Below are 23,889 nucleotides of genomic sequence, written 5' to 3'. Positions count from 1 at the left end.
AAACCCTGTGGGAGCTGGCTTGCCAGCGATGAGGCCGTCACTTTCGACATAGAGGTGACTGACCCGCCGCCATCGCGGGCAAGCCCGCTCCCCCAGGGGATGTGGTCCGACAGGAAATGCTCTTGCGGGTCTGCAATCCACTCTTAAGCCAGGCCGCGTTGGCCCGGCGACTGAAACCTGTTGGGAGTTTCACATGGCAAACGCCTCCAGCACTTACAGGAAGGCTCTTGAAGGTCATCAGCAACCGAAAAAGGTTCTGGTGAAAGTCGATCGAGTCACCAAGAAGTTCGACGAAACCACTGCGGTGGACGACGTGTCCCTGGAGATCCATCAGGGCGAAATCTTCGCCTTGCTCGGCGGCTCCGGCTCGGGCAAATCGACCCTGCTGCGCATGCTCGCCGGTTTCGAACGGCCGACTGAAGGACGCATTCTGCTCGACGGTGTCGACATCACCGACATGCCGCCGTACGAGCGGCCGATCAACATGATGTTCCAGTCCTACGCCCTGTTCCCGCACATGACGGTTGCGCAGAACATCGCCTTCGGCCTCAAGCAGGACCGTTTGCCGGCCAGCGAAATCGACGCCCGTGTCGAAGAGATGCTGCGTCTCGTCCACATGACCCAATACGCCAAGCGCCGCCCGCATCAACTGTCCGGTGGTCAGCGTCAGCGCGTGGCCCTCGCCCGCTCCCTGGCCAAGCGTCCGAAGCTGTTGCTGCTCGACGAGCCAATGGGCGCACTGGATAAAAAGCTGCGCTCGCAAATGCAGTTGGAACTGGTGGAGATCATCGAACGCGTCGGCGTGACCTGCGTGATGGTGACTCACGATCAGGAAGAGGCCATGACCATGGCCGAGCGTATCGCGATCATGCACCTGGGCTGGATCGCTCAGGTCGGCAGCCCGGTCGACATTTACGAGGCGCCGGTCAACCGTATGGTCTGCGAATTCATCGGCAACGTGAACGCCTTCGACGGCACCGTGGTCGAGGACCTTGAAGGTCACGCGATCATTCACAGCCCGGACTTGCAGCAAAGGATCTACGTCGGTCATGGCGTCAGCACTTCGGTGCAGGACAAGTCGATCATCTACGCGATCCGCCCGGAAAAAATGCTGGTCAGCACGATCAAGCCGGAGACCCGCTACAACTGGTCCGAAGGCAAGGTGCATGACATCGCCTACCTCGGCGGCCACTCGGTGTTCTACGTCGAGTTGCCGAGCGGCAAGATCGTCCAGTCGTTCATGGCCAACGCCGAACGCCGTGGTGCGCGGCCGACTTGGGATGACAAGGTCTACGTCTGGTGGGAAGACGACAGCGGCGTGGTACTGCGCTCATGAGAACCTTCAATCAGCAATTCCTGCGCCTGGTGCCCAGCGGGCGAAAGTTCGTCATCGGCATCCCGTTCATCTGGCTGTTCCTGTTCTTCATGCTGCCGTTCTTCCTGGTGATGAAGATCAGCTTCTCGGAAGCCGCGTTGTCGATTCCGCCGTACTCGGAGATCTACACCTACGCCGAACAGAAATTCCAGCTGCTGCTGAACATCGGCAACTACACCATGCTCGGCGAAGACGAGCTGTATCTGTCGGCGTACCTCGGTTCGCTGAAGGTCGCGGCGCTGAGCACGATGATGTGCCTGGTGATCGGCTTCCCGATGGCTTACGCGATCACCAAGGCCAGCAAGGAAGCGCAAAACGTCCTGCTGCTGTTGATCATGATGCCGACCTGGACCGCGATCCTGATCCGCGTTTACGCGTGGATGGGCATCCTCAGCAACAACGGTCTGCTCAACGCGTTCCTGATGTGGACCGGGCTCACCGATCACCCGATCGAGATCCTCAACACCAACACGGCCGTGTATATCGGCGTGGTCTACGCCTACTTGCCCTTCATGGTGCTGCCGCTCTACGCCAACCTGGTAAAGCACGACGGCAGCCTGTTGGAAGCGGCGCAGGATCTGGGTTCGAGCAACTTCAACAACTTCTGGAAAATCACCGTGCCGCTGGCCAAGAACGGCATCATCGCCGGCTGCATGCTGGTGTTCATCCCGGTGGTGGGCGAGTTCGTGATTCCGGAACTGCTGGGTGGCCCGGAGACCCTGATGATCGGTCGCGTGCTGTGGCAAGAGTTCTTCAATAACCGCGACTGGCCGGTGGCGTCCGCGCTGGCAGTGGTGATGCTGTTGATCCTGATTGTGCCGATTCTGCTGTTCAACCGCAGCCAGGCCAAAGAGATGGAGGGACGGGGATGAAACGCTTCGGATTTTCAAAGTTCATGCTGATCTTCGGTCTGATGTTCATTTATCTGCCGATGCTGATCCTGGTGATCTACTCGTTCAACGCCTCCAAACTGGTGACGGTCTGGGGCGGCTGGTCGGTGAAGTGGTACGTCGGTTTGCTCGACAACACTCAACTGATGGGCTCGGTGGTGCGCTCGCTGGAAATCGCCTGCTACACCGCGATCGCCGCCGTCGCGCTGGGCACCCTCGCCGCTTTCGTACTGACCCGCGTGACGCGCTTCAAGGGTCGTACGCTGTTCGGCGGTCTGGTGACCGCGCCGCTGGTGATGCCTGAGGTGATTACCGGTCTGTCGCTGTTGCTGCTGTTCGTGGCGATGGCGCAACTGATCGGCTGGCCGCAGGAGCGCGGCATCGTCACGATCTGGATCGCCCACACCACGTTTTGTGCCGCTTATGTGGCGGTGGTAGTCTCCGCCCGCTTGCGCGAGCTGGACCTGTCGATCGAAGAAGCGGCGATGGATCTGGGCGCGAAACCGTTCAAGGTGTTTTTCCTGATCACCATCCCGATGATCGCGCCGTCGCTGGCGGCGGGCGGCATGATGTCGTTCGCCCTGTCGCTGGATGACCTGGTACTGGCGAGCTTCGTATCGGGGCCGGGCTCCACCACCCTGCCGATGGAAGTGTTCTCGGCCGTGCGTCTGGGCGTGAAACCGGAGATCAACGCCGTGGCCAGTCTTATTCTGCTGGCGGTGTCGCTGGTGACCTTCCTCGTCTGGTACTTCGGCCGCAAGGCAGAAGCCAACCGCAAGCGTGCGATTCAGGAAGCGATGGATCAGACCGCCAACGAATCGTGGCAGCAACCGCAACCTCAACGAGTGGCAGCGACAGCCTGAGTACCGGGTGGCGCGGGAGCCTCTCCCCGCCACCGATTCACTGAAATTCCGCTTTGTGTTTTTGAATAAAGCTTTTGAATAAAAAGAATGGAGTTGTACCGATGAAAATGTTTGGCAGGACTCTGCTGACACTGTCCTTATTGGGCGCAATCGCCACGGGCGCCCAGGCCAACGACAAGGTGCTGCGCGTTTACAACTGGTCGGATTACATCGCCCCGGACACCGTCAAGAAGTTCGAGGACGAGACCGGCATCCGCGTGACCTACGATGTGTTCGACAGCAATGAAACCCTCGAAGCACGTCTGCTCGCAGGGAAATCCGGCTACGACATCGTGGTGCCGTCCAACAGTTTCCTGGCCAAGCAGATCAAGGCCGGGGTCTATCAGACCCTGGACAAATCGAAGCTGCCGAACTGGAAAAACCTCAACCCGGTGCTGTTGAAAAACGCCTCCGCCAGTGATCCGGACAACGCCCATGCGTTCCCGTACATGTGGGGCTCGATCGGCATCGGTTTCAACCCGGACAAGGTGCGCGAAGTGCTCGGCAAGAACGCGCCGACCAATTCCTGGGACCTGCTGTTCAAACCGGAGAATGCCGAGAAGCTGAAGGCTTGTGGCATCAGCTTCCTCGACTCGCCGACCGAAATGCTCCCGGCCGCCCTGCACTACCTGGGTTATCCGGTGAACGACAAGGACGTGAAACACATCGCCGAAGCCGAAGCGTTGTTCATGAAGATCCGGCCGTCGGTGGCCTATTTCCATTCGTCCAAGTACATCTCGGACCTGGCCAACGGCAACATCTGCGTGGCCGTCGGCTATTCGGGTGACGTGTTGCAGGCCAAGGCCCGCGCGGTGGAGTCGGGCAACAAGGTCGAGATCGACTACAGCATTCCCAAGGAGGGCGCCGGCAGTTTCTATGACATGGTCGCCATCCCTCGCGATGCCGCCAACGTCGAGAACGCCTACCTGTTCATGAACTTCCTGATGCGCCCGGACATCATCGCCGAAGTCACCAACAGCATTGGCTACAGCAACGCCAACGAAGCCGCGACGCCGCTGGTGGACGAAGCGATCCGCAACGACCCGGGCTCGTACCCGCCGCAAGCGGTGATGGCCACGCTGTATGCGGTGCCGGATCAACCGATTGCCACGCAACGGATCATGACCCGGGGCTGGACCCGCGTGAAACTCGGCAAGTAAACCCGGAGTACTCGCGGTGATCGTTCCCACGCTCTGCGTGGGAATGCCTCAATGGACGCTCTGCGTCCGCTTTGGGACGCGGAGCGTCCCGGGCTGCATTCCGACGCAGAGCGTGGGAACGATCAGCCAGTCAGCGATCAGAGTGACAAGTTTCCGTTCACGCAGCGCCTTACCACCGCTGCCCCCTGCTCTGAACGGCCTCACCTGGCTTTCCTCGGTTCAGGTGAATTCAGGCGCCCTCGGGCGCCTTTTTTTGTGGTCTCAGATCAGCGGCCAATCCTGAACAATTCGATAACGCCCCTTGTGGGATTCGAACAACGCAAAGCGCTCGGCGCGCAGGAAGAACTCCGGCGGCGTGGCGGATTCCGGTTCCGGCGCGCGATAGTCCCGGGCCAGCGTCAGGTGCGGACGATACTCGCGCGTCGCCTCTTCAAACCCGAACGGCAACATCGCCTGCTCCAGCGCATACACCAGACGCAGCAATCCCTGCGGTGCCTGCTCCGGCGCCAGCGACAACACTCCGGCACGTCGCCAGACCTGCAACCGATCCAATGAAATCCTCAGCGCTTCCCCCGGAGTGCGCACTTTCGCCACCGCCTCGCAGACTTCGCCGATCTGCGCCAATGGCACCGCGCCGAGAAACAGCAGCGTCAGGTGAAAATTGTCCGGCGGCACCGGTTTGCCGGTGCGCAAACCCAGTTCGCTGCGCCACTGGGCAATCGCCTTGCGCTGCGCCGGCGGGCAGTCCAGGGCGAAGAACAGCCGCTTGAAGGGTTGATCCCCGCGCGTTTCGTCCGTCATGGTCACGCTCCTTCGTTCGTCGAAATCCCTGGATTCTACACGCCCGTTTCTGGCGACTCTCGGCATGAGGTTTATAGTTCAACGATTGCCATCAACCGGAGGACGTCATGCGCGAGATCCTCAGCAAAGAACCCTGGTGGGCCCGACCGCCGGATCCCGGACAGGATGAGAGTGAACTGGAATGGGGCTGGCTGGTGCATTACAGCGAAGGAGAGCCGCGTTTCGAATTCGTCCGCGAACGGCCGTCGGACGAGCAGATCCGCAACCGCAAAGGCTGCCGGATCACCCCGTCGGCGGAGTGATCCGGCAACGCAGCATCAGGACTCGAGAATGTCCTTGAAGCCGCCGAAAATCATCCGCTGCCCATCGAACGGCATTGGATTGACGTCCGGCTGCATGCGCGGATCTTCCATCATTTTGCCCATGCCGGCGTCGCGGGTGGCCTTGTCCGGCCAGACCAGCCAGCCCGCCGATACGGTTTCACCTTCCTTGAGTTTCACGGCCATCGGGAATGAGGTGACCTTGCCGTCCGGCACATCATCGCCCCAGCCCTGAATCACCTCCAGGGCGCCGTACTCCTTGAACAGCTTCGCGGCGATCTCGCAGTGTTTTTTGTACTGTTCGCGGTTGGCATTCGGCACGGGCGCCACGAACACATCGATGTAAGCCATGATCATTCTCCTTGCAGGTTGGGTTCGATCTGCTGAGTAGTCGACTCGGGCGGCCGCCATTCGACACGGTGGACGCCCAACCCGACCGACGGTTCGTCCCGCCCGCGCAGATTGCCCTCGACCTGCGCCGCCATGTGCAGCGTGCCGGCCATCACGCCGGTGTTGGGGTCTTGCACCAGTTTCAGCCAGGCCTTGTCGAAGGTGTTACCCAGGCTGCTGCGGATCAGCGCTTCGCTGTCGGGACGATCGTTGGCCTGAATGATCGCGCGGATGCCCGCCACCCCGACTGAAATCAGCGCCCCGGCCAGTTTGCCTGCCGCTGCCGCCACCGCACTGGCAGCGCCGCGCGGGGCCATTTCCGCCTCCATGCGCTGGCTGGCACGCCTGGCCACCGGCGCCATCGCCGTATCGGTCGAGGCCACGCCTTTCGAGCCGCCGTCGGTGTGGATCTTGTCGATCAGCGCGGCGTAGGCCGGCAGCGTGTTCAACGGCTCAGCGCTGACAACCTGATACAGCGAGGCATCGCGGGCCGGCGGCGGGCCAAGGGCGATGGCAGGGATTTTCTGCAACCGTCCGTTGAGCTGGGCGATGGGCACGCCGTGGCGCTGGGCGATGAGCGGCATCTGCTGCGCCATCAGTTGCGCGTAGAACGCCGTGGACTGGCCGAGAATCGCGTCCGGATCAATCTCCACCGCCACCGGCGCCAGCACCCGTTCCTGATATTGCTCCAGCAGATAGGCCGCCAGACGCCTGGCCGAAGCATCCTGCTCGCCGCTGGCACTGATCGTGTACCAGCTGACCTTCATCGACAGCCATTCCTGGGTCCAGTAACTGCTGAACCACGGGATGAAATTTTCTTCAGTTTGCTCATAGACCCGAATGCGCCAATGTTCCATCGAGCCACGGGCGAACAGCTTGACCTGCTCGGTGGCTTGCTTCGAGGCGCTGATGATTTCCCGATCGATCTGCTGCCAGGTGGCCGGCGAGACCACCACTGCAGGCGCGGTCACCGGGGCCCGCGCCGTGGTGGCGCAGCCGGCCAGCAACACCAGTGCGGCGACGAGCAGCGCGCGCAGGTTCACGGTGGCGGTCCTTATCTGTTCTGCGGTCGCAAGACCTGAGATTCCGGGAGCGATGAAATGAGTATAGGTGCGTGCGGTGCGCCGATTATCCGCAGGTCCAGACTGGAGCAGTCCAACCATCAATGGCGTCGATATTCACCATTGCGACGATCGCCTTCCGCCGACCGCTCGCCGAAGGCACGATGCACCCATCCGAAACACACAGCACGAGGAGTTCACATCATGTTCAGTACCGTCACCCTCGCCGTGAGTTTTCCGGTCTTCGGCAGCAACTACTACGATCAGCACGCCGTGTCGCGCAAGACACAAGCGCTGGTGTTCGACAAAGCCTTCGAAGATCTGTTGATGCCCGCCGCCAGCAATCATTTCAGCAATGAAGTGGTCGGCTTCAACGATCAGTTCCGTTTTCTGAGCGACATTCTCGCCACCCATTTGCTGGACATCGAGGCCTCCGTGCCTGCGCGATCCAGCGTCCGGGCGAGCGCTCATTTTTAATGCCAGAGGGCGCTCCCGTCGGGGAGCGCCCTCTTCGTTTCAGTCAGTCATCATCCCGGTCGCGGTGATAACGGCGCCCGTCGCGGCGGTCGTCGTCGCGGTCGTCCCAGCGTCGGTCATGATCGTAGTAACGGCCATGATCGCGGTCGTAATGCCGGCCATGCCGATGGTCATCATCGAAATCCGCCACACAGCCGCCCAGCAATACGGCGGCGGAAACAGTCAGCAGCAGGCTTGTTGCACGCATCATTCAGATTTTCCCTAAAACCAAGGTCTTGACGACGGAAACAGTCAACGCAGCGCGGGTACGCGCTGGCGCAGATACGACCGGGGAAACCGGCTTAGATTCACTGGCCATCAACGACCGTTCATCGCCCTGCCCGCCGTGTACGGCCCCTCCACACGGTGGCCGATTGATGGCTCTGACCGGCACGACCACAAGACGAAATCCGACAAAACCTTTTCCTCCCCCTGCGGTCACTCCTAGAACAGACCAAGACTGGCGACGACGCCGGCATGCCCGAGCGGGTCATTTGCAACCTGCCGACCTGAAAAGAGGAATCTGAGCCATGAACGACCAACCGCCGTCGGCGATTTCCCGACGCCGTTTCCTGATTCTCGGGGCCGTGACCGCGACTGCGTTTGCGATGCCGCCCTTCATCAGCCTCAAGGCCTACGCGGCCACTCTGGAGCAACCGGCCATGGCCAAAGTGACAATTGAAGTCAACGGCAAGCCGCAGACGCTGGAGATTGACACCCGCACCACCCTGCTCGATGCGCTGCGCGAACACCTGCACCTGACCGGCAGCAAAAAGGGTTGCGACCACGGCCAGTGCGGCGCCTGCACGGTGATCGTCGATGGCCGGCGAATCAATTCCTGCCTGAGCCTGGCGGTCATGCAGGACGGCGCCAAAGTCACCACTATCGAAGGCCTCGGGATGCCTGACCAATTGCATCCGATGCAGGCGGCGTTCATCAAGCATGACGGTTACCAATGCGGCTACTGCACGCCGGGGCAGATCTGTTCGGCGGTGGCGGTGCTTGAGGAAATCCGCAACGGCATCCCCAGCCACGCCAGCGCCAGCCTCACCGAAGCACCGCAACTGATCGCCAGCGAATTGCAGGAACGCATGAGCGGCAACATCTGCCGTTGCGGCGCCTACTCGAACATCATCGAAGCCATCAGCGAAGTCGCGGAGGTGCCAGCATGAGAGCGTTCAACTACAGCCGCGCCGACTCTCCCGCCGCAGCCGCAGCCCTGGCCGCGCAAATCGAAGGTGCGCGTTTCATCGCCGGCGGCACCAACCTGCTGGACTTGATGAAACTGGACATCGAAACACCGCAGCAGCTGATTGACGTCAATCACCTGGGCCTCGATCAGATCGAAGCGACCGACGACGGCGGCTTGCGCATCGGCGCACTGGTGCGCAACACCGATCTGGCCGCCGACAGTCGGGTCCGGAAAGACTACGCGCTGCTGTCCCGCGCCTTGCTCGCCGGCGCCTCGGGCCAGTTGCGCAACATGGCGACCACTGCCGGCAATCTGCTTCAGCGCACCCGCTGCCCGTATTTCTACGACACCAATCAGGCCTGCAACAAACGCAATCCCGGCAGTGGCTGCGCGGCGATTGGCGGGGTCAGTCGACAACTCGGCATCATCGGTGTCAGCGACGCGTGCATCGCGACCCATCCGAGTGACATGGCGATTGCGATGCGCGCGCTCGATGCTCAGGTCGAAACGATCAAGGCCGATGGCAGCACCCGGCGCATCGCCATGGCGGACTTCCATCAATTGCCAGGCACTACCCCGAATGTCGAAACCAGCCTGACACCGGGCGAACTGATCACCGGCGTAACCTTGCCCGCGCCAGTGGGCGGCACCCATGTCTATCACAAGGTGCGCGACCGTTCGTCTTACGCCTTCGCCCTGGTGTCCGTCGGCATGATCCTGCAGAAGGATGGCAGCGGTCGCGTTGCGGTCGGCGGCATCGCGCCGAAACCCTGGCGGGTCGAAGCGGCGGAAGCGCTGTTGCCGCAAGGCGCGAAGGCCGTCAGCGCGCGCCTGCTCGACGGCGCCACGCCTACCTCTGACAACCAGTTCAAAGTGACGCTGGTCGAGCGCACCATTGCCTCGGTGCTGGCCCAAGCGAGGGATGAAGCATGAAATTCGACACGCCCGCCAAGAGCAACCCGATCGACCAGTTGAACGTCATCGGCAAACCCACCGACCGCATCGAAGGCCCGCTGAAAACCAGCGGCCAGGCACCTTACGCCTACGAGCAACATGAAGCCGTGAAAAATCAGGCCTACGGCGTGATGGTCGGTTCGGCCATTGCCAAGGGCCGCATCACCCGCATCGATCTGGATGCCGCCCGCGCCGCGCCGGGGGTGCTGACGATCGTCACCGCCGCCAACGCCGGCAAGCTCGGCAAAGGCAAATACAACGCCGCGCACCTGCTGGCCGGGCCGCAAGTGCAGCACTATCACCAGGCCGTGGCGCTGGTGGTCGCCGAAACCTTCGAACAGGCGCGGGCCGCCGCGCAATTGGTCAACGTCGAATACGCAGCCGACAAAGGTCAATTTGATCTGGCCAGTGTGCGTGATCAGGGTGTGGAGCCGAAAGACGAACTGCCGGACGTCACCCATGGCGATTTCGCCAGCGCCTTCGCCGCCGCCCCGGTGCAGTTCGACCAGACCTACACCACGCCGGATCAGTCCCACGCAATGATGGAGCCCCACGCGACCCTCGCCGCCTGGAAAGGCGATCAGGTGACGCTCTGGACCTCCAACCAGATGATCGCCTGGAGCGTCGGCGACATCGCCACCACCCTCGGCCTGCCGAAGGAAAACGTGCGGTTGATCTCGCCGTACATTGGCGGCGGATTTGGCGGCAAGCTGTTCATTCGTGCCGACGCGATCCTCGCCGCCCTCGGCGCGCGTCTGGCGAACCGGCCAGTGAAGGTCGCGCTCGCCCGTCCGCAGATCGCCAACAACACCACCCACCGCCCCGCCACCGTCCAGCGCATCCGCATGGGCGCCACGGCAGACGGCAAACTCACCGCTATCGCCCATGAGGGCTGGTCGGGCAATCTTGAAGACGGCAAGGTCGAAGTCGCGGCGCAGCCCAGTCAGTTGCTCTACGCCGCAGAAAATCGTCTGGTGAGCATGCGCCTGGCCCCGCTGGATCTGCCGGAAGGCAACGCCATGCGCGCGCCCGGTGAAACGCCGGGGCTGATGGCGCTGGAGATCGCCATGGACGAGATGGCGGAAAAGCTCAAACTCGATCCGATCCAGTTCCGCATCCTCAACGACACGCAGGTCGATCCGGTGAAAACCGAGCGGCCGTTTTCCCGGCGGCGTCTGATCGAATGCCTGCAAACCGGCGCCGAACGCTTTGGCTGGGATAAACGCAATGCGACGCCTGGCAGCCGTCGCGAAGGTCGCTGGCTGATCGGCATGGGCGTCGCGGCGGCCATTCGCAACAACCTGCTGGTGAAGTCCGGCGCACGCGTGCGGCTGGAGCGCGACGGCAAAATCACCGTTGAAACCGATATGACGGACATCGGCACCGGCAGCTACACGATCATTGCCCAGACTGCCGCCGAAGTGATGGGCGTGCGTCTCGACGATGTGACTGTGCACTTGGGCGACTCGAATTTTCCGGTGTCGTCCGGCTCCGGCGGCCAGTTCGGCGCCAACTGTTCGACCGCCGGGGTCTACGCAGCGTGCATGAAACTGCGCGAAGCGGTCACCGCCAAACTTGGCATGAGCGCGGGTGAAGCGCAGTTTGCCGATGGACACGTGCGACTGGGCAACAAGAACGTGCCGTTACGCGAGGCCGCGCAACATGCCCCGGTCGAAGTAGAGGACAGCATCGAATTCGCCGACCTCGCCAAGCAGTACCAGCAATCGACCTTCGGCGCGCACTTCGTCGAAGTCGCCGTCGATGCCGCCACTGGCGAAGTTCGTGTACGGCGCATGCTCGCGGTCTGCTCTGCGGGGCGGATTCTCAATCCGAAATCGGCCCGCAGCCAGGTGATCGGCGCGATGACCATGGGCGTCGGCGCAGCATTGATGGAAGAACTCGCGGTGGACAAACGCCAGGGATTTTTCGTCAACCATGACCTGGCGGGCTACGAAGTGCCGGTGCATGCCGACATTCCGCATCAGGAGGTGATTTTCCTCGATGAAACCGACCCGATTTCATCGCCGATGAAAGCCAAGGGTGTCGGTGAACTGGGGATTTGCGGGGTCAGCGCGGCGGTGGCGAATGCCATCTACAACGCCACGGGCGCGCGGGTGCGGGAGTATCCGATTACCCTGGACAAGATTCTGGATGCGTTGCCGCCGATGATCTGAAACCCCTCGCGCACCAGCATCGGGTGCTAGTGCGCGACTCATTCCCGAGAGATGACTAACTCACCAGCGCAATCAACTGCTGCCTCTGCGCATCGGTCAGCATCAGCCCGAATCCGGCGCCGGCATTGTCGGCCATGTACAGCGGATTGCTGGTGCCGGGAATCACGCAGGTCACCGCCGGATGCGCCAGCAGGAATTTCAACGCCAGTTGCGGCCAGCTTTTGACCCCGACTTGCGCCGCCCAGCCCGGCAGCGGTTTGCCCTTGAGCCGCGCGAGCAGGTCGCCGCCGCCGAAGGGCCGGTTGCAGATCACCGCCACTCCGAGTTCGCGGCACAGCGGCAGGATGCGTTTCTCGACCCCGCGATCATCCAGGGCGTAATTGATTTGCAGGAAATCCAGCGACTCCGCCTTGAGCACCGCTTCGACCTCGTCATAGGCCGACGGCGTGTAGTGGGTTATGCCGATGTAGCGGATGCGGCCCTGCTCTTTCCATTCGCGCAGGGTCGGCAGGTGGGTTTGCCAGTCGAGCAGATTATGGATCTGCATCAGGTCGATGCGCTCGGTGCGCAGCAGGCTGAACGACTGTTCCATCTGCGCGATGCCCTCTTCGCGGCCACGAATCCAGACCTTGGTCGCCAGGAATGCCGGCGAACGCGGTTCGTGGATCGAGAGCAATTCACCGGTGGTTTCCTCGGCGCGGCCGTACATGGGCGAGCTGTCGATCACCGTGCCGCCCTTTTTGAACAGCTCGCCGAGCACCCCTGGCAATTGTTTGTAGACCGGATCGCCGGGAGCGACGTCGAAACCGCGATACGTGCCCAACCCCACCAGCGGTAGCGGCTCGGAGCTCGAAGGGATGGGACGTGTCTGCATGGTCTGGGCTCCTGTGGCGTTCGGCGACGTAATGGCGGCCAGCGCCCGGTCAAAGGTGAAAACCGCTGACACCCCGGCTGCCAGCGTCAGCAACCGGCGGCGGGAATATCCCTCAGTGTGGTTCATGCTGGCGCCCTTGCCCTGTGGATCTGTTGCACCTTGTGTTTTGACGCAGCCCGCAAAACCGTTGGACTACACTGCGACAGCCAACCTGCGCGCCCGGTTAAAGTTAGTCGAATGTCCAGAACCTTGTTGTCACTCGTCGCATTGATCGTCGCCGTGTACTTGATCCTGTGCGCGGCGCTGTTCGTATTTCAGCGGGCGCTGATCTATTTCCCCCAGCCCGCCAGCGTGGAGTCACCGGATTCACGGTTGACGCTGAACATGCCCGACGCCGAGATCCGCGTGGCTGTGCGCGAGCGCTCCGGAGCCAAAGCGCTGATCTACTTCGGCGGAAATGCCGAGGACGTTTCGCGCAACCTGCCGGAGTTTTCCGAGGCGTTCCCTGACTATTCGTTGTATTTGCTGCATTACCGGGGTTTTGGCGGCAGCGGCGGTTCGCCCTCCGAAGAGGCGATCGCCGGGGACGCGCTGGCGCTGTTCGATCAGGTGTATGCCAGTCATTCACAGATCGCGCTGCTGGGGCGCAGCCTCGGTTCCGGGGTCGCGGTACGGCTGGCCAGCCAGCGGCCGGTGGAGCGGCTGATTCTGGTCACGCCCTACAACAGCCTCGAAGAAATCGCCGCCCGCCAATACCCGTGGGTACCGGTGCAGTGGTTGCTCAAGGATCGTTTCCGGTCAGGCCAGTACGCGGCGCACATCCGCGTGCCAACGCTGTTGCTGGCAGCGAGCGATGACGAGGTGATTCCACGGGCCAGCACCGAACGCCTGCTGCACAGTTTTCCCGACGGTGTGGCCACGCTCAAAGTGGTGGCGGATTCGGCACACAATTCGATTTCCGAACGGCCGCAATACCTGCAATGGATCGAGGATGTGTTGAATCGCTGAGCACTTCGTCGGCAGCCGTTGAAACCCGCTGCTGACGGGTGAACCAAGTGCAAAAAGGCCAGTCCTACCCGCGCCGTGTTCTGCGGTTGACTTTCCTTCAGCGTTGTCCTTTTCAGAGCTTTGCGTCCCATGCGCCACGCCGTACGTTCGTCTCGCTTCGTTTCTCTGTGCCTGTTGATTCTTTCTCCCCTGCTTTCTCCCCCTGCCCACGCCGGCGCCGAGCGCCAATTGGTGGCCGCCATCAACGACTACCGCGCCCATCCGCAACGTTGTGACCGACGCCCGGCCCAACGGCTCGCGCCGCTGACGCTGAAGTCAAACCTGGCGTTGCCGGTCGGCTATGGCTACGGCGGTGGACTGCGCGAACGATTGAAGGATTCCGGCTACGCGGCCGTGGCGGTGCGCAGCATCCGGATCGTCGGTGCGCAGGACGCCGAAGAGGCATTCGAAATGCTGCAAGACGATTACTGTGGCGCGTTGCTCGACGGTCAATACGCCGACATCGGCATCAGCCGCGCCCGCAGTGAATGGCAAGTGGTGCTGGCCCGGCCAGTGCTCGACAGTCGCGTCGGCGACAACCGCAACGTCGGCAAGGCCTTGCTGGCCGAGGTCAACGCCGCCCGCGCCCGCCCGCGCATGTGCGGTCGCCAGCGCTTCGCCGCCGCCCGGCCCTTGAGCTGGAACCCGGCGCTCGGCGCCGCCGCCCAGGGCCACAGCAAGGCCATGGCCTACGGCAACTACTTCGCGCACCGCGACCCGGACGGCGACGGCCCGGCAGATCGCGCCCGGGCGGCCGGTTACCGTGGCCGGCAGATCGGCGAAAACATCGCCGCCGGGCAAAGCTCACCGGGCAAGGCCATGGCCGGCTGGCTGGCCAGCCCCGGACACTGCGCCAACCTGATGAACCCGATGTTCACCCAGGTCGGCGCCGGGTTTGCCAGTGAGGCGCGCAGTGATGAAGGGGTTTACTGGACGATGCTGTTCGGCGCGCCTTGATCCGGTGTCATCCGCAAACCTCGAACAGCGCTGCAAGTCGCACTTCGACGACTGATCGTCAAACCGGAGAAATCGTGGCAAGAACGCCGATCATGATGGTCAACACAAGAAAGCCGCCGAGGAAAATCGCCATCTTAGCCATGAAGGCCTCCTGATTACTGAATGTCCGGCGCACCGGGCGCTCCGGAATGAAGCGCGTCGCGTGTGGCCGAACGGCAGGGCTATTCTGGGCCCGTGGCTGAGATGGTTACAGACGCAGATCCGACAGGAAAAAGCGGATCAGATGGATCGGGCTGGCGCATGAGTCGATATTCAGATCAGTACAGAGGGTTTCCATTGTGCCGCTTTGATCTAGAGTCATGGGCGCCGCGCCAAGAACAACAAAAAATACAGGAGTGAAACCATGTCCGATCTGAACCTGCACCCCCACGTTGCCGAATCCCTGCACCGCTGGCACGAGATGATCCGCACCGGCAACCTCAAGGCCCTGCCGGAGCTGCTCGACCCCGAAGCGGTATTCCGTTCGCCGATGGCCCATACGCCCTACCCCGGCGCACCGGTGGTCTCGATGATCCTCAATACCGTGTTCGAAGTGTTTGAAGACTTCAAATACCACCGTGAACTGGCGACGGCCGATGGCCTGAATGTGGTGCTGGAGTTCAGCGCCAAAGTCGGCGCGAAGGAGCTCAAGGGCATCGACATGATCCGTTTCGATGAACAGGGCAAGATTGTCGAGTTCGAGGTGATGGTGCGGCCGTTGAGTGGGCTGCAAGCCTTGGGCGAAGAGATGGGACGGCGTCTGGGGGCGTACCTGGCTGCCGCCAAAGCCTGATCCCCGGACACAAAAAAGCCCACTGACCGTCACCGGTTCAGTGGGCTTCGTGTGTCAGGCGTCTGGTTACAGAGCCATGTCACGTGCAGCGCTTTCTTTTGGAGCCGGGGCTTTTTCAGCCGAGGCGTCCGCCGCTGGAGCTGCAGCCTGACCAATCACCGGAGGGGTTGGCAGTTGCAGGATCTTGGCGGTGTAGGCCCACTCTTCAGCCACTTTGGCCGGATCGTTGTTCAGCTGGGTGCCGTAGCTTGGAACGATCTGGTGCAGCTTGGCTTGCCACTCAGGGCTGGCGACTTTGTCTTTGAAGACTTTCTGCAGCACGCTCAGCATGATCGGTGCAGCGGTCGACGCGCCTGGGGATGCGCCCAGCAGACCGGCAATTGAGCCGTCCTTGGAAGCAACGATTTCGGTGCCCAGTTTCAGCACGCCGCCAGCGGCTTCATCACGCTTGATGATTTGCACGCGCTGGCCGGCTTGCCACAGGCGCCAGTCTTCAGCCTTGGCGTTCGGGAAGTATTCCTTCAGCGCGTTCAGACGGTCTTCATCCGACAGCATCAGTTGACCGGCCAGGTACTCGACCAGCGGGTATTCCTTGATGCCGACCTTGGTCATGGGCCAGATGTTGTGGGTGGTGGTGCTGGTCAGCAGGTCCAGGTACGAACCTTCCTTCAGGAACTTGGTGCTGAACGTCGCGAACGGGCCAAACAGGATGACGCGCTTGCCGTCCAGGACACGGGTGTCCAGGTGCGGAACGGACATCGGAGGCGCGCCAACCGAAGCTTTACCGTAGGCCTTGGCCAGGTGCTGTTCGGCGATGGCCGGGTTATCGGTCACCAGGAACGAGCCGCCTACCGGGAAGCCAGCGTATTCCTTGGCTTCTTCGATACCGGACTTCTGCAGCAGGTGCAGTGCACCGCCGCCGGCGCCGATGAACACGAACTTGGCGTCGGTTTCAGTCTTGGTACCGTCTTTCAGGTTTTTGTAGCTGACGCGCCAGGTGCCATCGGCGTTCTTGGTGATGTCCTGGACTTCGCTCGACAGCTTCATGCTGAAGTTAGGCTTGGTCTGCAGGTAACCGGCGAACTGGCGGGTGATTTCGCCGAAGTTCATGTCGGTGCCCAGCGGGCTCCAGGTGGCCGCGATTTTCTGGTTCGGGTCACGCCCTTCCATCATCAGCGGAACCCACTTCTTGATCACAGCCGGGTCTTCGGAGTACTGCATGCCGGCGAACAGCGGGCTCGCTTGCAGGGCTTCGTAGCGCTTTTTCAGGAACTTGATGTTGTCATCGCCCCACACGAAGCTCATGTGCGGAGTGGTGTTGATGAACGAACGAGGGTCTTTCAGGACGCCTTGACGAACCTGCCAGGCCCAGAACTGGCGGGAGACCTGGAACGCTTCGTTGATCTCGACAGCTTTCGGGATCGTGACGTTGCCCTTGTCGTCTTCCGGGGTGTAGTTCAGCTCGGCGAGTGCGGAGTGACCGGTACCGGCGTTGTTCCAGCCGTTGGAGCTTTCGAGGGCGACGCCGTCGAGGCGCTCGACCATCTCCATCGACCAGGTCGGTTCCAGCTCATTGATCCACACACCCAGGGTGGTGCTCATGATGCCGCCGCCGATCAACAGGACGTCGACTTTCTTTGCTTCTTCGGCATTGGCGGACGACATCCCCATCGCCAAAGCCAGCCCCAGCAAGGCTGTGTTCACTTTTTTAAACATCTGTTGCACCTATGATAAAACGCCTTCCGCCCGCCGCTGTTGTGCGTATGCGTTCCCCCTTTTTCGCGACACTCAGGCCAGCGTCGCGGGTTCCGACACACTTCAATTTTGACGGGTGGGCACACAAGGCCGACTGGCTGCGTCGACCTCAGTTATATGTCCCTTCTGAACTGACTTTTTATCATTATTGGCTTCAGCTACTTGAGCGACAGGGGTTCTGCCTGGCCCGCCGAATAGCGCGCCCGACTGAATGGGGTCAAAACAAGTGGCGCGAAGAATATCACGTCATGGCAAACCCGCGCGTCTGTTCGCGACTCGATAGTCTTTATCCGTTCAAGGACTTATCGGCAGACAGCGCCCGAACATGACCCCGTCAGCGGCTCTGGCTTAAGCCTTTCAGCTGGTTGACAGGCTCTTCCAATCCGGCACCCGGACTTTCACCTGTTACAAATCGGGTCTCTGCACCACTCAGTTGTGCAGTCCGAAACTCCTCACAACCGAAACCGATCCACCGACTGCGCCAACTGCCCCGCCAGGCTCGACAGCTCATCCGTGGTAGTGGCCGTCTGACCGATCACCTTGCTGTTGCCCTCCGACATGCCCGCAATCATTTCCACCTGATGGGCAATCTCGTTGCTCGCCTGGCTCTGTTCGCCGATGGTGCGAGTGATGTCGTTGACCAGTTGCGTGGTGCTCAGGGTGGCATCGAGGATTTCGCGGATGGCGCGTTCGACGTCGGCGGTGACGGCCATACCCTTGTCGACCTGTGCAACGCCGGCCTCCATGCTGCTGACGGCCTCGCGGGTGCTGTTCTGGATGCGCGCGACCATCGCGGCGATTTCCTGGGTCGAGGCGCTGGTGCGTGCAGCCAGACTGCGCACCTCATCGGCCACCACCGCAAAGCCCCTGCCCTGTTCGCCCGCCCGGGCCGCCTCGATCGCCGCATTGAGTGCCAGCAGGTTGGTCTGGTCGGCGATGCTCTTGATCACCTGGATGATGTTGAAGATCCCTTCGGATTCCTGATCCAGGGTGCGGATCACCTGCGCCGATTGCTGGGCGGATCGCGCAATGTCGTCCATGTCGCTGACCACCTGATGAATCACCTGCCCGCCGTTTTTCGCCAGTGATTCGGCCTGGCTGGCCATGTCCAGTGCGCGCTCTGCGTGACGGGTGATTTCCTCGATGCTGGCGGTCATCTGGCTCGCGGCGGCCGCCATGGTGCCGGCGGCGGTACTTTGCTGCTGACTGCTGTCGGCCACCTGGTGGCAGCCGTGGCTCAGTTGTTCACTCATGCCGCTGACGCCGTGGGCGTTGCGTCGCACCACGTCAATCATGTCCCGCAGGTCGTGCTGCATGGTGGCCAGCGTGCGGATCAGCGCACTGGCTTCGTCCTTGCCGGACGGTTCGGCGATCGGTTCGCTGAGGTTGCCGTGGGCGATGCTTTCGGCGATGCGGCTGGCGGATTTCAACGGCCCCATGATGCTCAGGATCACCCAGCGACCCTGGGCCAACAGCAGCACCAGGCTGGCGATCAGGACGATAGCGAGTGCGACATTGGCGTTGCGGATCGCCGCCCCGGTGCCTTCGCTGGTCTGCCGGGTATTGGTTTCGATCAGTTCGCTGAGGGAGGCCATCTGTTCTTCGAGCTGGCTGAATACGGTGCTGAAGGTGCCCAGATGCTGCTGGGCGCTGTCCGGGTTTTCCAGTGCAAGGCCGACGATCTGCTCGCCGGCGCTGATGTAAGTATCAAGGCTGGGCTTGATCTGCTCCAGCCCGGACCTGATCGTCGGATTGAGCGGCAGCTTGAGGTTGTCACCCAGCACCTCGCGAAAATGCGCCGCATGCTCCTCAACCGAACGGCGCACCTCGTCCGCCGAACTCGTGCTTTTGCCCAGCCCCACCAGCATCGCCGAATACACATCGGCACGCAGGGCGTCGTGCATCATGTCGGCTTCCATGTGGTTGCGCAGCGCGCTCATGCTGACCGCGTTGTCACTGACCGCCGACGCCATCCGCTGATTGCCGACGTAACTGACCAGGCTCACGATCAACGCCGTCAGCAGGCTGGTCGCAATCAGCAACACCAAACGCAGTTTGATCGACACCGTGATTTCCTCTCTGGTCGCGCCACGCGGCGCCTTTCAACGCTTCAGTTAAGCCTATTTGCGTGAATCCGCCGCTTTAGAGCGTCGCAGGGTGTGTCGTGACATCCGGTAAAAACGAGGACTGTGCAGCACTTCTCGTTCACGCTCGCTACCGCCGGGCCCGGCGTACGGAACTCCCGAGCTGTCCGGCACCTCTCACATTATGTGGTACTTCCTTTTCGCTTTACGCTGCTGGAGGAACACCGTCATGCGCCGTTTATTACTCGTTTCGTCTCTCATGCTGTGCCTGCCGTTCGGCTCGGCCCTTGCTCGCGTGGACGCAGGGGATGTCGCCACTTCGGCGGGGGTTTCAGCTTCGCTGTATTCGACCTTCAAGGATCACAAAATGGTGATTCCGGCCCGTGACGACTTGTCCGCATTCGTCGCCAGCGGCGGAACAATCCGTGGCGTGTACCTGGAATCGGTGCTGCAACAGGTGCGTCAGGACAATCCTGGCCTGAACGCCAGCGATGAAGAGCTGGCCAATGCCATCCTGGTTCACTACGAAGGTCTGTCGCAGTAACCACGGCACGTCCGATGATCGTGGCTGACGGATCCGCCACCGTTGTTTCCTGCCGATGGTCTGCACTGCCGATGGACGGCTGTCGAACCACCATGGGCAAAACCGTCTGAGGGCCTCTATGATGGAGGCCATGACGATTTCCGCCTCCCTCCGCTCTCCTTGCCCGCCGGGTCTATGCATCTGCGGGCGCGATCCGTTGCTGGATACACCCGGCGCGGATGTGCGCATCCTGCTGCTGACCCGCGAGGAGGAGAAGCGTCTGCTAGAGCGTCTGGAAAACCTCAAAGACCTCGCCGATCTTGAGCGTCTGCAAGGCAAGATGTTCGATCAGCTGGGGATTCGCGTGCTGATCGCACCGAAGTTCGGTGAAGTGCGGACGGTGCGAGGCGGCATCGAGATCGAGGTCGAAGAGCTGGCGGGGCTCTGCCGAAAAACCCGCAAAACCATTCCGGCCGCCATCCGCCGTGGCCTGGAAAACAATCCGCAAGTGGCGTTCGATCTGCTCAACGCTCACGACTTGCTGCGCGGCACTTGATCACTTTTTCATGCCCACCCGCTTGCGCATCTCGGCCGTGATGCTCTGCCGGGTTTTCTTCATCTGCGCCCAAGGCTCATCGCCCACCTCCGCGAGCCGTTCGTGAACGTTGCGCACGTTCCATTGATCGGCGCCCTTGATCTCGCCCACTTCGTCACGAAACAGCGGCACCGACACCGGCAACCCTTTGCGAGTACGCGCCGCGTAGGCGCAAATGGTGGTGGCGCCCAGACCGTTGCGCAGGTAATCGATAAAGATCCGCCCCACCCGATTTTTCGGCCCGGACACCGCAGAAAAACGCTCCGGCAACAACTTCGCCATGTGAGTGACGATGGCGTGGCTGAAATCCTTGACCTCGTCCCAGCCATGCTTGCGGGTCAGCGGCACTACCAAATGGATGCCCTTGCCGCCACTGGTCTTGAGGAACGCCTTGAGGCCCAGTTCATCGAGCACGGTCAAGGTCAGCGCCGTGGCTTCGACCATGCTTTTCCACGGCAGCGCCGGGTCCGGGTCGAGGTCCAGGACAAAGCGGTCGGGCTTGTCCAGATCCACCGTGGTGGCGTTCCAGGTGTGCAGTTCGACCGTGCTCATCTGCACCGCGCCAATCAAGGCTTCGGCGTTGTTGATCAGCATCACCGGCTGGCCGGTCAGCTCCTTGTCCAGCGTGCGGATGCCGGGGATCGCCAGGTTTTCGGCGTTCTTCTGGAAGAACAGCTCACCGCCGATACCGTCCGGCGCACGCACCAGCGCCACCGGGCGATCCTTGAGCTGCGGCAGAATCCATTCGGCGACGCTGGCGTAATACTCGGCCAGCTGCATTTTGGTGGTGCCGCTGCTGGCGTCGATCACCCGGTCGGGGTGAGTGATCCGCACCTTGCCGTCGGCCAGGCCGGATTGGGACGGCGCGGTTGATTGGGCCTTTGACGTCTTCATCGGTCTGGCGCGCTCCTCGGTGATGTCCTTGGCCGGTTTGTCCTCGCGCAAGCCATGGAACACGGCGTGGCGCACCGAGCCGTCCTGAGTCATTTCGGCAAACGCCACTTCCGCCAGCAGACTCGGCTTGAGCCAGTGCACCCCCTTGGCTTCGAAACCCGTGGGCGGATTGGCCACCGCCGGTTTCTTCACCCGCAGCGGTTTGAGCCGGGCAAGGATGCTCTTGAGGGTGGTTTCATTGAATCCGGTGCCGACCTTGCCGGCGTACCGCAACTCGCCGCTGTCACGATCATGCAGACCCAGCAGCAATGCGCCGAACGCACTGCGCGCGCCTTTCGGATCGGTGTAACCGACGATCACGAATTCCTGGCGGTGCTTGCACTTGAGCTTGATCCAGTCACTGCTGCGGCGCGACACGTAAGGTGAGCCTAGACGTTTACCGATCAAGCCTTCCATGCGCATCTGGCAAGCGCTGTTAAGCAATGCCTGCGGGGTTTCGTCGAACGCTTCGGAAAAGCGCAGCAGCGGATCTTCATGGGCTTTCAGCACCGTGGCCAGCGCTGCGCGTCGTTCCTGCACCGGCACTTCACGCAGATCGACGCCGTTGAGATACGGCACATCGAACAGGTAATAGAGGATGTTTTCGCTGCGTCCGGAATCGAACGCGTTTTGCAGGGCCTGAAAATCCGGCACGCCGTCTGCGTCGGCAACGACCATCTCACCGTCAAGCCACGCCGATTCCAGGCCCAGCGCCGCAAGGGCTTGCGCCTGTTTCGGCAATTTGTGCGTCCAGTCATGCCCATTGCGAGTGAACAACTGCACCTCTCCATGATCGATGCGCGCCATGATCCGGTAGCCGTCGAACTTGATCTCGTATTGCCAATCCCCTTGCGGAGCACTCTCCACCAGCGTGGCCAGTTGCGGTTTGAGCTGCGCGGGGATATTGGCCTTGTGCGCTCCGGCGAGTTTGTCCGAGGCCGGTTTGCGCGCAGCTTTCGCCGAAGCCTTCAGTGGCTTGACCTGTTTTGCACTGAGGCGGGGTTTGTCGACGATCGTGCGTTCACTGAGCACGCTGTCGGGCTCGGCGACCAGCACGTCGTAGTCGCTTTGCGGGCGCGCGGCACTGTCCTGATGCTTGATCAGAAACCACTGCTCTTTCTTGCCCGGCATGTGGGTGCGCACCAGATTCCACACCCCGGCGAGCTTCTCGCCTTGCAGTTCGAATTTGAGCTTGCCCTTGGCGTAGGCCTTCTCGGGGTCTTCCAGCGGAATCCAAACGCCGCGATCCCAGACGATCACATCGCCGGCGCCGTAATGCCCCTCGGGAATGCTGCCCTCGAAGGTCGCATAGTCCAGCGGATGATCCTCGACGTGCACCGCCAGCCGCTTGACCTTGGGATCCAGCGACGGCCCCTTGGGCACCGCCCAGCTCTTGAGTGCGCCGTCGAGTTCCAGGCGAAAGTCGTAATGCAGGTGCGAGGCGTCGTGCTTTTGAATGCAGAATTGCAGGGCATGATCGCCGGCCGATTGCTTGCCCCGGCGGCGGTCGGCCGACGGTTCAGAGGTCGCCGAAAAGTCGCGCATCCGGTTGTAGTCGTCGAGATTCCTGCTCATCCTGCACCTGCCTTGTTTCAGCCAGTTCGAGTCACAGTCAGTGCTACCACGGCAATCCGGTCGACGCGCTGATAGCCTGGATTGAGCAATTCTTCACCAAACACATCGGGATCGAGTTCGCGATAGGTCCAGGCGAAGCGTTTTTCATCCAGCCGTGGCAATACCGTATCGAGGAAGGGATCGCGGCCATCGACCATCGCCACACCGGTATACAGCAGCAACGAGCCGCCGGGGCTCAGGCGATTGAGCGCCTGTTCGACGATCCGCAGTGACAGACCCGCCCCCAGTGTCCCGCCACCGTGGCGGTAAGCTCGCCCGGCCGGATCGGCCATGTAGGGCGGGTTGGCGACGATCAGGTCGAATTCGCCGTCGACGCCTTGCAGCACATCGCTGGTACGCACTTCGACATTGGCCACTTCGGCCAGCGCCGCGTTGATCGTGGTCAGGCGCAACGCGGCGGGATTGATATCGACGGCCAGCACTTGCGCTTCTCGCCGGGCTCGGCCAATCAGGATCGCGCCGACTCCGGCGCCGCAACCGATATCCACCGCACGGTGGATGGGCGCAAAGTTCTGCTGCAAATGGCTGTGGATCAGTTGAGCAAAGCGATAGGTGTCCGGGCCGAAGAACACCGAATCGGCGGCATCGGTTGGAAATCCGGAATGCACGAAAAGCAGGTCATCCAGGCTCGACCAGCGCACGCGGCTCTTCAAGCGCCCGTCGAACTGATCGATCACTTGGGCGTCCTGCAATTGCCGCTGTTCATCGGCAGACAGCAGGCCCGGTTCGAACGGGCGCGACCATCCGAATACATCCCGCAGGCAATCGGCGGCCTGCCCTTCGTCGCGCTGGTTGACCCGTTGATGGGTCAGCGGCGTCGGGGTGATGAAACGATAGCCGTCGGCCTGCAGGCGCCTACCCAGTTGCAGCAGCACAAGGTCGTTGGCGGTCAGTTGTTCTTCCTGATTCATTGATGATT

The 23,889-nt window shown here is 61.8% G+C and carries 23 protein-coding genes and 1 pseudogene; 14 read left to right on the top strand and 10 right to left on the bottom strand.

Annotation, left to right across the window (positions count from 1 at the left end; translation table 11 throughout):
* Window positions 1-193: 193 nt before the first annotated feature.
* From I5961_RS10980 to I5961_RS10965, 4 genes are all read left to right on the top strand, one after another.
* Complete coding sequence (locus I5961_RS10980; RefSeq protein WP_227235218.1) at window positions 194-1,336, top strand: ABC transporter ATP-binding protein; 1,143 nt, start codon at window positions 194-196, stop codon at window positions 1,334-1,336.
* 29 nt (window positions 1,337-1,365) lie between these two features.
* Window positions 1,366-2,247 carry an ABC transporter permease subunit gene (locus I5961_RS10975; RefSeq protein WP_170929740.1) on the top strand — a complete coding sequence of 294 codons (882 nt, stop codon included), beginning with the start codon at window positions 1,366-1,368 and terminating at the stop codon, window positions 2,245-2,247.
* Entirely contained in the window at window positions 2,244-3,128 is an 885-nt protein-coding gene (locus tag I5961_RS10970) for an ABC transporter permease subunit (RefSeq protein WP_011333555.1), read from the top strand. Before I5961_RS10975 ends, I5961_RS10970 begins: the two co-directional genes overlap by 4 nt.
* 101 nt (window positions 3,129-3,229) lie before the next feature.
* Entirely contained in the window at window positions 3,230-4,327 is a 1,098-nt protein-coding gene (locus I5961_RS10965) for a polyamine ABC transporter substrate-binding protein (RefSeq protein WP_007957121.1), read from the top strand.
* Window positions 4,328-4,588: 261 nt separating this feature from the next.
* Here the strand turns inward: I5961_RS10965 and thpR are convergent, their stop codons facing one another.
* Window positions 4,589-5,128 (bottom strand): RNA 2',3'-cyclic phosphodiesterase, encoded by a 540-nt coding sequence (gene thpR / locus I5961_RS10960; protein WP_227235216.1) that lies wholly within the window; start codon window positions 5,126-5,128, stop codon window positions 4,589-4,591.
* A 107-nt stretch (window positions 5,129-5,235) separates the two neighbouring features.
* On the opposite strand from thpR, the gene I5961_RS10955 reads away from it, so the two are divergent.
* Window positions 5,236-5,430 carry a hypothetical protein gene (locus tag I5961_RS10955; protein WP_085698726.1) on the top strand — a complete coding sequence of 65 codons (195 nt, stop codon included), beginning with the start codon at window positions 5,236-5,238 and terminating at the stop codon, window positions 5,428-5,430.
* Window positions 5,431-5,445: 15 nt separating this feature from the next.
* On the opposite strand, the gene I5961_RS10950 is transcribed toward I5961_RS10955, so the two are convergent.
* Both I5961_RS10950 and I5961_RS10945 read right to left on the bottom strand, forming a co-directional pair.
* The gene (locus I5961_RS10950) at window positions 5,446-5,799 is read right to left on the bottom strand and encodes a DUF1428 domain-containing protein (protein WP_085698724.1); all 354 of its coding nucleotides are present in this window, start codon (window positions 5,797-5,799) and stop codon (window positions 5,446-5,448) included.
* Window positions 5,800-5,801: 2 nt separating this feature from the next.
* Window positions 5,802-6,881, bottom strand: coding sequence for a hypothetical protein (locus I5961_RS10945; RefSeq protein ID WP_227235215.1), 1,080 nt, complete (start codon window positions 6,879-6,881; stop codon window positions 5,802-5,804).
* A 222-nt stretch (window positions 6,882-7,103) separates the two neighbouring features.
* Between I5961_RS10945 and I5961_RS10940 the strand changes: the two genes are divergently transcribed.
* Window positions 7,104-7,376 carry a hypothetical protein gene (locus I5961_RS10940; protein WP_085698720.1) on the top strand — a complete coding sequence of 91 codons (273 nt, stop codon included), beginning with the start codon at window positions 7,104-7,106 and terminating at the stop codon, window positions 7,374-7,376.
* A 43-nt stretch (window positions 7,377-7,419) separates the two neighbouring features.
* Here I5961_RS10940 and I5961_RS10935 read toward each other — a convergent pair whose 3' ends face one another.
* Entirely contained in the window at window positions 7,420-7,626 is a 207-nt protein-coding gene (locus I5961_RS10935) for a hypothetical protein (RefSeq protein ID WP_064382340.1), read from the bottom strand.
* A gap of 319 nt (window positions 7,627-7,945) precedes the next feature.
* Here I5961_RS10935 and paoA point away from each other — a divergent pair, with 319 nt between their 5' ends.
* The 3 genes from paoA to paoC are packed head-to-tail and all read left to right on the top strand — an operon-like array spanning window position 7,946 to window position 11,735.
* A complete protein-coding gene (paoA, locus tag I5961_RS10930) occupies window positions 7,946-8,587 on the top strand; it encodes an aldehyde dehydrogenase iron-sulfur subunit PaoA (protein WP_227235213.1) in 642 nt (213 codons plus the stop codon).
* Entirely contained in the window at window positions 8,584-9,540 is a 957-nt protein-coding gene (locus tag I5961_RS10925) for an FAD binding domain-containing protein (RefSeq protein ID WP_227235212.1), read from the top strand. The genes paoA and I5961_RS10925 overlap by 4 nt, the downstream gene beginning before the upstream one ends.
* Window positions 9,537-11,735: an aldehyde oxidoreductase molybdenum-binding subunit PaoC gene (gene paoC, locus I5961_RS10920; protein ID WP_227235210.1), complete on the top strand. Its 2,199-nt coding sequence runs from the start codon at window positions 9,537-9,539 to the stop codon at window positions 11,733-11,735. Before I5961_RS10925 ends, paoC begins: the two co-directional genes overlap by 4 nt.
* 55 nt (window positions 11,736-11,790) lie before the next feature.
* On the opposite strand, the gene I5961_RS10915 is transcribed toward paoC, so the two are convergent.
* Window positions 11,791-12,735 (bottom strand): aldo/keto reductase, encoded by a 945-nt coding sequence (locus I5961_RS10915; protein WP_227235209.1) that lies wholly within the window; start codon window positions 12,733-12,735, stop codon window positions 11,791-11,793.
* 111 nt (window positions 12,736-12,846) lie between these two features.
* Between I5961_RS10915 and I5961_RS10910 the strand changes: the two genes are divergently transcribed.
* The 3 genes from I5961_RS10910 (at window position 12,847) to I5961_RS10900 (ending at window position 15,445) form a co-directional block, all read left to right on the top strand.
* On the top strand, window positions 12,847-13,617 hold the full coding sequence (locus I5961_RS10910) for an alpha/beta hydrolase (RefSeq protein WP_227235207.1): 771 nt from the start codon (window positions 12,847-12,849) through the stop codon (window positions 13,615-13,617).
* Window positions 13,618-13,746: 129 nt separating this feature from the next.
* A complete protein-coding gene (locus I5961_RS10905; RefSeq protein WP_085704155.1) occupies window positions 13,747-14,613 on the top strand; it encodes a CAP domain-containing protein in 867 nt (288 codons plus the stop codon).
* Window positions 14,614-15,016: 403 nt separating this feature from the next.
* Complete coding sequence (locus I5961_RS10900; protein WP_085698694.1) at window positions 15,017-15,445, top strand: nuclear transport factor 2 family protein; 429 nt, start codon at window positions 15,017-15,019, stop codon at window positions 15,443-15,445.
* Window positions 15,446-15,511: 66 nt separating this feature from the next.
* On the opposite strand, the gene mqo is transcribed toward I5961_RS10900, so the two are convergent.
* The 3 genes and pseudogenes from mqo to I5961_RS28800 all read right to left on the bottom strand — a co-directional run.
* Window positions 15,512-17,161 carry a malate dehydrogenase (quinone) gene (mqo, locus tag I5961_RS10895; protein WP_007957153.1) on the bottom strand — a complete coding sequence of 550 codons (1,650 nt, stop codon included), beginning with the start codon at window positions 17,159-17,161 and terminating at the stop codon, window positions 15,512-15,514.
* Between the two features lie 491 nt (window positions 17,162-17,652).
* On the bottom strand, window positions 17,653-18,378 hold the full coding sequence (locus I5961_RS28805) for a methyl-accepting chemotaxis protein (RefSeq protein ID WP_371917932.1): 726 nt from the start codon (window positions 18,376-18,378) through the stop codon (window positions 17,653-17,655).
* A gap of 129 nt (window positions 18,379-18,507) precedes the next feature.
* Window positions 18,508-19,266 (bottom strand): annotated as a pseudogene (locus I5961_RS28800) (MCP four helix bundle domain-containing protein); the annotation flags it as partial.
* A 247-nt stretch (window positions 19,267-19,513) separates the two neighbouring features.
* Between I5961_RS28800 and I5961_RS10885 the strand changes: the two are divergent.
* Window positions 19,514-19,828, top strand: a complete 315-nt coding sequence (locus I5961_RS10885; RefSeq protein WP_085698689.1) for a DUF2388 domain-containing protein — start codon at window positions 19,514-19,516, stop codon at window positions 19,826-19,828.
* A gap of 130 nt (window positions 19,829-19,958) precedes the next feature.
* Window positions 19,959-20,363 (top strand): hypothetical protein, encoded by a 405-nt coding sequence (locus tag I5961_RS10880; RefSeq protein WP_176247761.1) that lies wholly within the window; start codon window positions 19,959-19,961, stop codon window positions 20,361-20,363.
* Here the strand turns inward: I5961_RS10880 and ligD are convergent, their stop codons facing one another.
* Together ligD and I5961_RS10870 are read right to left on the bottom strand one after the other, a co-directional pair.
* On the bottom strand, window positions 20,364-22,910 hold the full coding sequence (gene ligD / locus I5961_RS10875) for a DNA ligase D (protein ID WP_227235203.1): 2,547 nt from the start codon (window positions 22,908-22,910) through the stop codon (window positions 20,364-20,366).
* A 17-nt stretch (window positions 22,911-22,927) separates the two neighbouring features.
* Window positions 22,928-23,881 (bottom strand): methyltransferase, encoded by a 954-nt coding sequence (locus I5961_RS10870; RefSeq protein WP_085698683.1) that lies wholly within the window; start codon window positions 23,879-23,881, stop codon window positions 22,928-22,930.
* Between the last annotated feature and the right edge of the window lie 8 nt (window positions 23,882-23,889).

Origin of the sequence: Pseudomonas sp. IAC-BECa141 (genome assembly GCF_020544405.1) — a bacterium.
GTDB lineage: Bacteria > Pseudomonadota > Gammaproteobacteria > Pseudomonadales > Pseudomonadaceae > Aquipseudomonas.
This window is presented reverse-complemented; position numbering and strand designations above follow the sequence as displayed.